This is a genomic window from Evansella tamaricis, assembly GCF_019042215.1.
Lineage (GTDB): Bacteria > Bacillota > Bacilli > Bacillales > Salisediminibacteriaceae > Evansella > Evansella tamaricis.
The window spans coordinates 1-9,553 of the sequence record NZ_JAHQCS010000031.1 but is presented as its reverse complement, the minus strand read 5'-3'; the positions used below and the strand labels follow the sequence as shown (position 1 = coordinate 9,553).

Below are 9,553 nucleotides of genomic sequence, written 5' to 3'. Positions count from 1 at the left end.
CCAGGGTGAAATGAACCAGGTTGGATTGAACCAGGATCAAAAACCCCAGGTTCAATCCGTGAGCATGAGCGAGTATGAAGGAGCCTGAACCAGGGGTAAATGAACCAGGTTCAATTGAACGAGGATCAAAAACCCCAGGTCAATCGAACTAATATCAAAACCCTCTTCACTCTTGCTAAAGTTAATGCTAATAAAAAAACTCAACAAAGCCAAAACAGGCCTTGTTGAGCGAACAAATTCAAAGAAAAAATCAATTACTTTGAGTGTATGGGTTTTGCGACTGGTAACCGGTGAATTGTTGATAGGACTGACTTAATTGTTGTTGCTGAGCAGGATCAAAACTATACCAGCCTTTTTGGAACATCAAATTAAACAAGTCACGTTGGCAACGTTGAGTTTCAGTAAAAATTTGTTCTAAGTCCATGTACAATGATTCATGGCTCGCTTCGTTTAGAGCGGTAGAGTAGCTTGCGGTCATATATTTTTCTGTAGTTAAAACGTCATTAATGTAATCGCGGTCGTTCATTTGTGGTGTTTCTGGTACTTGCGTCTTTGGATTTTGAATTTTTGAAGATTGTTGTTGATTATTCATGTTGATGCCCCCCTTTCTTTATTGCATTTGTTGTTGTTGCGTTTGTTGTTGCTGGTTGTTCAGGTGAGTAAGGATTGTTTGATAGTGTCTGTTGTGCATGTTACCAACTGCTTCGAGTGCTTGTGCTACTTGCTGATCTTGGCATTGTTGAGCGAAGTTGTGCGCCTTTTTCATAGCAAGTAGATTCCAGGATAACATGTCTGTAATATACAAATGATCTTTACTAGTTACAACATTTGGTGGTTGAGGCATGATGCTTTGCTGTTGTTGTTGGCCTTGGCCCATGCCTGCATTTTGTTGTTGCATGTTGTATCCTCCTTTTGTGATAAAAAAATGTTAACGTTGATCACTCATTATTGTTCTCATTGGAACGGAGCCTATACGGGCATATATTTTTTGTCACAGAATTTCCATGAGATTTGTAGGAAGAGTAGAATGTTGAAAAAATGAACACCGATCCATTCAATAAGGAAATCATATAAGTAGTTCATTCCCATTAACTTGAAGGTAAACATGTACTCACGTTATTTTCTAAATAGTCATATTATAAAAATCCATAAAATTTTCAGTCAATACCCTTGCGTGATCCACTAAATTTTTATATAGTATTAGATGTAAACATTTCGTGAACGAACAGGGGAAAAGAACGTGAAAGTACTACCGTGCACAGGACGTGCAAAAATTTTTACGGAAAAAATGAATGAGTATTCATTCAAAAAAGTGGGAGAAGGAGGGTCTTCATGGTAAGGAGAATTGGAAAAGTTGCGGTATTGGGATCTGGAGTCATGGGGTCTGGAATTGCTGCACATTTAGCGAATATTGGAATTCCTACACTTTTACTAGACATCGTTCCGAAAGCGTTGACCTCATCGGAAGAGAAAAAGGGCTTAACATTGGAAGACGAAGTTGTCCGTAACCGGTTGGCAGCAGATGCGATTCAAAAACTAAAAAAGCAAAAGCCTGCACCTCTAGCAAGAAAAGAAAACGCCGACCTTATTGAACCGGGCAATATGGAAGATGACATGAAGCGGCTTGGAGAAGTAGATTGGATCATTGAAGTAGTTGTGGAAAATTTAGAAATTAAGCAAAAAGTTTTTTCAAAAGTGGATCAATTTCGGAAAGAGGGATCCATTGTTAGCTCAAATACATCAGGTATTTCTGTGGAAGCCATGGCGGAAGGGAGATCAGAGGATTTCCGAAAACATTTCCTAGGAACCCATTTTTTCAACCCACCACGCTACTTAAAATTACTTGAAGTGATCCGGACAAAGGATACTTCCGATGAAGTTTTTGAGTACATGCGCCAATTTGGAGAAGATATCCTTGGAAAAGGTGTTGTGGAAGCGAAAGATACGCCGAACTTCATCGCCAACAGAATTGGAACATATGGATTATTAGTAACAGTAAGAGAGATGGTGGAAAGGGGTTATTCCATAGGGGAAGTGGATTCTGTTACGGGACCTGCTTTAGGAAGACCGAAAAGTGCCACTTTCCGTACTTTAGATGTTGTGGGACTTGATACATTTTTACATGTGGCGAAGAACGTGTATGACGAAGTGGAAGGCGCTGAAAAAGAAGTTTTTGACCCACCAGCCTTTATGAGAGAAATGGCGGAAAAAGGGTGGCTTGGTTCAAAGAGTGGTCAAGGATTTTTCTTAAAGCAAAAAGGGGAAAAAGGCAGTGAAATTCTTGAATTAGATTACGAAAAAATGGAGTATGTTCCCCGGAAAAAACTAAAAGCACCATCCGTCCAAAAAAGTAAGCAAGCAAAATCAAGATCCGAAAAAATGAAAGCGCTTGTTTATGCAGATGATCGAGCAGGAGAATTGGTTTGGAACATTATGAAACCAGTACTGATCTACACTGCTGAGAAGTGTACAGAGGTGGCCGATTCCATTTATGCCATTGATAACGCCATGAAATGGGGATTTGGCTGGGAATTGGGTCCATTTGAAACATGGGATGCCATTGGCTTGGAGGAATCGGTGAAGCGAATGGAAGAAGAGGGCGACACTGTTCCTTCTTGGGTGAAAGAGATGTTGGAAAATGGATCTACCAGCTTTTATAAAGGGTACGGCGAATATTACCATAATGGTGAATATATCAAAGCTGATATCAATCCGAAAGTTATTAACATTAAGGCTGTAAAAGATGATGGGAATGTCATCATGAAAAACGCTGGGGCATCATTAGTGGATATTGGTGATGATGTTGCTGTCCTGGAATTCACGTCACCGAATAACTCGATCGGGCTTGATGTTTTACAGATGATTGGAAAGTCCGTGGACGAAGTAGAAAAAAACTACAAAGGTCTTGTTATCAACAATCAGGGGAAAAACTTCTGTGTTGGTGCAAACTTAATGATGATTTTAATGGAAGCACAGGATTTCAACTTCCCAGAGATTGATCTCGTGGTGCGTCATTTCCAGAATACGATGGGGAAAATCAGATACTCTACAAGACCTGTTGTGTCTGCGCCATTCCAAATGACATTAGGTGGGGGAACGGAAATCTGTCTTCCATCTGCTAGCATTCAGGCTTCCATGGAAACGTACATGGGACTTGTGGAGGTTGGGGTTGGACTCATTCCTGGTGGTGGAGGAAATAAAGAACTCTATCTCCGTCAAATGGAGAGATTACCAGAAGGGGCACAACTTGATCTGCAGCCAATTGCAAATCAAGTGTTTGAAACAATAGCCATGGCAAAAGTTGCCACAAGTGCTCATGAGGCGGAACAATATGGTTTCCTTCGTCCACAGGATGGAATCAGCATTAACGGCGACCACCTCCTACACGACGCAAAAGCTAAGGTGTTACATCTTGTAAATCAAGGATATCAGCCTCCGAAGCGAAAGAAGATTCCAGTGGTGGGAGAAACAGGTTACGCAACGATGCTACTAGGTGCAAAACAAATGCAGTTAAGTGGTTATATATCTGAACATGATATGAAGATTGCGGAAAAACTAGCGTTCACGATAGCTGGTGGAAGAGTAGCTAAAGGTACGGAAGTGGATGAACAATATTTATTGGATATAGAACGGGAAGCATTCTTAAGTCTTGTTGGTGAACCAAAAACACAAGAGAGAATGTCATATATGTTAACGAAAGGAAAGCCGTTACGCAACTAATTGAATGGAGGAGGGATTTACTTGAGAGAAGCGGTCATCGTCACAGGTGCTAGGACGCCTGTGGGAAAAGCAAAAAAAGGTACATTTGCAAAAGTTAGACCAGATGATTTAGGGGCAATCACATTAAAGGAAACCCTTAAACGAGCAAATAATTTTGATGCAAGCCGAATTGAAGATGTTATTATTGGCTGTGCCATGCCAGAGGCGGAGCAAGGGATGAATATGGCACGGAATATCTCCGCACTAGCAGGCTTACCAGATACTGTTCCAGCCATTACGATCAATCGCTATTGTTCGTCTGGATTACAAACCGTCGCTTATGCAGCAGAACGGATCATGCTTGGGTATTCAAAGGCTATCTTAGCTGGAGGAGCCGAATCCATGAGTCTTATCCCGATGGGAGGCCATGTGATTGCACCAAATCCAACCCTTGTTGAAACTGCACCAGAGTACTATATGGGGATGGGACACACGGCAGAGGAAGTGGCTCGCCGCTATGAAATAAGCCGAGAAGATCAAGATGCCTTTGCCGTAGAAAGTCATAAACGTGCAGCGAAAGCAATCGCAGATGGAAAGTTTAAAGATGAAATCGTTCCAGTTCCTGTTACCCTTCGGTCTATAGATGACAAACATAAACTAGTGGAAAAAGAGGTTTTACTTGAACAAGATGAAGGAGTAAGACCAGATACAACGCTAGAGACGTTAGCAAAACTGAGACCTGCCTTTAATGTGAAAGGGACAGTGACTGCAGGGAACGCATCACAAATGAGTGATGGTGCCGCATCTGTTCTTGTTATGGATCGAGAACAGGCAGAAGCAGATGGCTTAACACCACTCGTGAAATTCCGTAGCTTTACAGTAGCAGGAGTTGCACCTGAAGTTATGGGAATTGGACCAGTGGAAGCAGTTCCGAGAGCAGTTAAAATGGCAGGGCTGGAATTGTCAGATATTGGTTTGTTTGAGTTAAATGAAGCTTTTGCATCCCAATCGTTACAAGTTATTCGACATCTAGGTTTAGATCATGACAAAGTGAATGTTAACGGAGGGGCTATCGCATTAGGTCATCCATTAGGGTGTACTGGTACAAAGTTGACATTAAGTCTTATCCATGAGATGAAGCGCCGTGGGGAACAGTTTGGAGTAGTTACTATGTGTATCGGTGGCGGTATGGGTGCTGCAGGGGTATTTGAACTTCTTTAAATCGCCATAAAAAATAGAGTACTAGTTTGATAATTTCAAATCAATACCATTCATAGGGGGAATGTTTCATGGCAACTGCAGATAAAACAGTGAAAGGCGGGGGTTTCCTACTGGAGGAAATAACTGCTGACCGCGTTTTTACACCAGAGGACCTGACAGATGAACACCAAATGATAGCAAAAACAACGGAGGATTTCATTGTAGAGCAAGTTGTTCCAGAAGTGGAGAAAATCGAAGAGCATCAATTTGATATTTCCGTAAGACTTTTAAAGCAGGCTGGTGAATTGGGGCTCTTGGGAGCAGATGTTCCAGAGGAATACGGTGGAATTGGATTAGATAAAATGAGTTCCTCTTTAATTACAGAAAAGTTTTCAAGGGCAGGATCTTTCTCCTTATCCCACGGTGCCCACGTGGGAATTGGAACTTTACCAATTGTATTTTTTGGAAATGAAGATCAAAAGAAAAAATATTTACCAGATTTGGCAACAGGTGAAAAAATTGCTGCCTATGCATTAACCGAACCAAGTTCTGGATCGGACGCCCTGAGTGCAAAAACTACTGCTAAATTAAACGATGCAGGGACCCACTACGTGCTTAATGGTGAGAAACAGTGGATAACGAATGCAGGATTTGCTGACGTTTTTGTTGTTTATGCAAAAATTGATGGGGAACACTTTACGGCATTTATTGTAGAGCGAGACTATGAAGGGGTTTCTACTGGTCCGGAAGAAAAGAAAATGGGGATTAAGGGTTCCTCAACTCGAACATTAATTCTAGAAGATGCATTAGTACCAAAAGAAAACGTCCTTGGTGAAATCGGTAAAGGGCATGTGATTGCCTTTAATATTTTAAATGTGGGACGCTGGAAATTAGGTGTCGGTTGTGTCGGTGGATGTAAACGTTTAGTAGAGATTGCAGTGAAATATGCTAATGAGCGAAAACAGTTTAAACTTCCCATTTCTAAATTTACATTAATTCAAAAGAAACTTGCGGAAATGGCAGCAAAAACGTATGCTGCAGAAAGTACAATATACCGTACTGGAGGCTTAATCGATGCTGCTTTTGAGGCACTTTCTGATGAGGAACAAAAAGATGGTGCTGCTGTAGGAAAAGCAATTGCCGAGTACGCTATCGAATGTTCTCTCAATAAATTTTTTGCCTCTGAGGTATTGGACTTCGTTGTAGACGAAGCGGTACAAATTCATGGGGGATATGGATTCATGGCTGAATATGAAGTGGAAGCAGCTTATCGTAACTCCCGAATTAACCGTATTTTTGAAGGGACAAATGAAATTAACAGAATGTTGGTTCCAGGAACGCTAATGCGAAAAGCCATGAAAGGGGAACTTCCTTTTCTTGAGCAAGCAGGTTCCTTACAGGAAGAACTTATGATGATGATGCCTCAAGAAGTTGGGGATGAGCCGTTGGAACAAGAAAGATATTTACTTGAAAATGCAAAGAAGATCTTTATGATGGTAGCAGGAACTGCCGTTCAAACTTATGGCGAAAAACTTCAGCGGGAGCAAGAATTACTAGCAAACTTGGCAGACCTTGTTTCTGAAGTTTATAACATTGAAAGCTGTGTATTACGAACAGAAAAAGCGATTACAAAAGACGGTCTTGAAAAAGCAAATACAAAACTTTTGTTAACAGAAGTATATACACAAGAGGCATTTAATCGTATCGAAGCTATTGCAAAAGAATCTCTCGTTGCACTGGAAGATGGAGACAGTATGCGTACCATGCTTTCCATTTTGAAAAAGTTAACTCGTCATACCCCAGTGAATGTAGTAGCAAAAAAACGTGAAATAGCCGCAGCCATCATCCAAGCCGAAAAATATGTAGTATAGGCTTTCCACCAAAGGCCCGAAAGCCTTTGGTGGAAAGCCGGCACTAGCGGAGCCGGTGCGCGAATCGCAAGTTCGGAACGGTATAAACCGAACTTTGCGAGCACCGGAGGAGCGTTGGAGGGAAGAAAATCAAAGTAAAATAAAACATTTGCACTAGCGGAGCCGGTGCGCGAATCGCAAGTTCGGAACGGTATAAACCGAACTTTGCGAGCACCGGAGGAGCGTATTGCGAAAAAGTTTGCTGTGTTAATACCTGGTTGAGTTTCGAAGGAACTAATAAATAAAAGGCGAAAACGCCTTTAAATTAAATTGTTAACCATTTTGGGGTCCCCAACCCCAATATTATATCCTCCTTTCTAAAAGAAAGGGCATTCTCCTCTGTTTTATGCAAAAGAGTCTCAATGATTGTATTGAGGCTCTTTTGCTATACTACCTAAATATTACTAAGGTTCCATTCTTACATTATGTAACATACTAACTGAAAAGGATTTATTTAAGGGAGTGTGTGACTTGTGAAAAAGCTAAAGAACGAATTTTTTCAAGAACAAAAACAAATTAGCCCAATGGAAGAATTTGCAAAGGAATACAATCCACAAAGTACTGAGAATGCGATGGATTCCATACAAGAAACGTATGAAACCTTATCTCCAGAGGACACGAGGAAGAAAAATCAAAAATCATAAGCAGGATTTAAGCTCAGTTCTTCGAATTAATATAAAATAAGATAGCATCAATAAATTGATTGTGGTTTGTAAAATTGGACTGGAACAAATCTTTAATGTTCCAGTACTGAATTCAAATGCAATTAGAATTGGAGGGAAGAGAACATGAGTTTAACTTTTTATCAGTATCCAGCTTGTGGTACTTGTAAAAAAGCTCAAAAGTGGCTAGATAATAATAACATTCCTTATGAGGCAGTTCATATTGTGAACAATCCCCCGACAAAAGACGAAATAAAGGAATTATACGAAAAAAGTGATTTGGAGTTAAAAAAATTTTTCAACACTAGTGGGAAAAAATATCGTGAACTTGGGGTTAAGGATAAAATAAAGACTGCCACAGAGGAGGAATTGTTAGACATTTTAGCTTCCGATGGTATGTTAATTAAGCGTCCCATTTTAACAGACGGGGAAAAAGTAACGGTTGGGTTTAAAGAGGAGACATTTGAGGAAATATGGAAATAAACATGTTTTTTTCCAAGAAAGTTGATTCCGTTTCCTAAATTGTACTATAGTGTTATTTGAAGGCAGTATTTAGTGAAACTGCACTTACATACTTAAATCGTTAAGAGCAACCATGTTCATTTATGCTAAAACAGATTTTTGGAGGGATAATATTGAGTAATTTACCTAAAGATTTAAAGTATTCAGAAGAACACGAGTGGGTAAAAGTGGAAGGTGGAAAGGTACGAATCGGAATAACTGACTTTGCACAATCGGAGTTAGGGGATATCGTTTTCGTGGAACTTCCAGAGGTTGGAGACGACATTGAAGCAGACGAGCCATTTGGAAGTGTAGAATCTGTGAAGACTGTTTCTGAACTATATGCACCAATTAGTGGGAAAGTAGTCGAGGTCAATGAAGAATTAGATGATTCACCGGAATTTGTTAACGAATCACCATATGAAAAAGCTTGGATGATTATTGTGGAACCAACAGATTCTTCTGAAGTGGATAATTTGATGAGTTCTGAACAATATGAGGAAATGATCAGCGAAGATTAATATTTCTTAGAAGACCTTGGATAAATTTTCAAGGTCTTTTTATTTGGCTATGTTTAAGGATAATGTTGATTTTTTGATATAGTGTTGAATGTAGCCAAAGTTGCGAGGAAGTTGTTCCCGAACGAGGGGGACGAGACGGATTTCGGTAAGAATCTGGAGCAACTTGTACCCGAACGAGAAGGACGAGAAGGATTTCGATCAGAAGTTGGAGCAACTTGTACCCGAACGAGAAGGACGAGAAGGATTTCGGTAAGAAGTTGTCTCAAGTTGTGCCCGAACGAGAAGGCCGAGAAGTGTTTCGGTCAGAAGTTGGAGCAACTTGTACCCGAACGAGAAGGACGAGAAGGATTTCGGTAAGAAGTTGTCTCAAGTTGTGCCCGAACGAGAAGGACGAGAAGTGTTTCGGTCAGAAGTTGGAGCAACTTGTGCCCGAACGAGAAGGCCGAGAAGTGATTCGGTCAGAAGTTGGAGCAACTTGTTCCCGAACGGGATGTTCGAGAAGGATTTCGGTAAGAAGTTGTCTCAAGTTGTACCCGAACGGAGAGGACGAGACGGGATTCGGTCAGAAGCTAGAGCAAGTTGTTCCCGAACGGGAAGGACGAGAAGTGTTTGGGTCAGAAGCTGGAGCAAGTTGTTCCCGAACGGGGAGCTCGAGACGGATTTCGGTCAGAAGTTGGAGTAAGTTGTTCCCGAACGAGAGAGACGAAGAGTGGTTCGGTAAGAAGTTGGCCAAAGTTGTTCCCGAAAGCTGCGCCGCCATGTTGGTTCGGTCACAAGAAGAGCGAAGTTGTTCCCGAAAGCTGCGCCGTCATGTTGAATCGGTCACAAGAAGAGCGAAATTGTTCCCGAAAGGACACGCCACAGGTTTGTTCTTGTCTAGCTCCAGCGCCTACTCGCTAAGGGGCACTTCGGAAATGAAAACTGAGTCAAAGTACCGACTTCTAGCGTACTTCTTCGAGTTGCCTCAACGGACAGGACGTCCTAATATCGGGCATGCCACAGGACGTGGCGCTTTGCCCGATGAACGGACAGGACGTCCTAATATCGGGCATGCCACAGG

Annotated in this window: 9 protein-coding genes; 7 read left to right on the top strand and 2 right to left on the bottom strand. The window is 41.3% G+C overall.

Annotation, left to right across the window (positions count from 1 at the left end):
* Positions 1-250 precede the first annotated feature (250 nt).
* Both KS419_RS01710 and KS419_RS01705 read right to left on the bottom strand, forming a co-directional pair.
* Entirely contained in the window at positions 251-592 is a 342-nt protein-coding gene (locus tag KS419_RS01710) for a spore coat protein (RefSeq protein ID WP_217064364.1), read from the bottom strand.
* An 18-nt stretch (positions 593-610) separates the two neighbouring features.
* Positions 611-898, bottom strand: coding sequence for a hypothetical protein (locus tag KS419_RS01705; RefSeq protein WP_217064363.1), 288 nt, complete (start codon positions 896-898; stop codon positions 611-613).
* A gap of 434 nt (positions 899-1,332) precedes the next feature.
* On the opposite strand from KS419_RS01705, the gene KS419_RS01700 reads away from it, so the two are divergent.
* The 7 genes from KS419_RS01700 to KS419_RS01670 all read left to right on the top strand — a co-directional run.
* Positions 1,333-3,720, top strand: coding sequence for a 3-hydroxyacyl-CoA dehydrogenase/enoyl-CoA hydratase family protein (locus KS419_RS01700; protein ID WP_217064362.1), 2,388 nt, complete (start codon positions 1,333-1,335; stop codon positions 3,718-3,720).
* A gap of 21 nt (positions 3,721-3,741) precedes the next feature.
* Positions 3,742-4,920: an acetyl-CoA C-acetyltransferase gene (locus KS419_RS01695; RefSeq protein ID WP_217064361.1), complete on the top strand. Its 1,179-nt coding sequence runs from the start codon at positions 3,742-3,744 to the stop codon at positions 4,918-4,920.
* 68 nt (positions 4,921-4,988) lie between these two features.
* A complete protein-coding gene (locus KS419_RS01690) occupies positions 4,989-6,770 on the top strand; it encodes an acyl-CoA dehydrogenase family protein (protein ID WP_217064360.1) in 1,782 nt (593 codons plus the stop codon).
* 512 nt (positions 6,771-7,282) lie between these two features.
* A complete protein-coding gene (locus tag KS419_RS01685) occupies positions 7,283-7,453 on the top strand; it encodes a hypothetical protein (RefSeq protein WP_217064359.1) in 171 nt (56 codons plus the stop codon).
* Between the two features lie 144 nt (positions 7,454-7,597).
* A complete protein-coding gene (locus KS419_RS01680; RefSeq protein WP_217064358.1) occupies positions 7,598-7,954 on the top strand; it encodes an arsenate reductase family protein in 357 nt (118 codons plus the stop codon).
* A 122-nt stretch (positions 7,955-8,076) separates the two neighbouring features.
* Positions 8,077-8,493, top strand: a complete 417-nt coding sequence (gene gcvH, locus KS419_RS01675; protein WP_217064357.1) for a glycine cleavage system protein GcvH — start codon at positions 8,077-8,079, stop codon at positions 8,491-8,493.
* 425 nt (positions 8,494-8,918) lie between these two features.
* Positions 8,919-9,553: hypothetical protein (locus KS419_RS01670; protein ID WP_217064356.1), on the top strand; the 635-nt coding region annotated here is incomplete at its 3' end.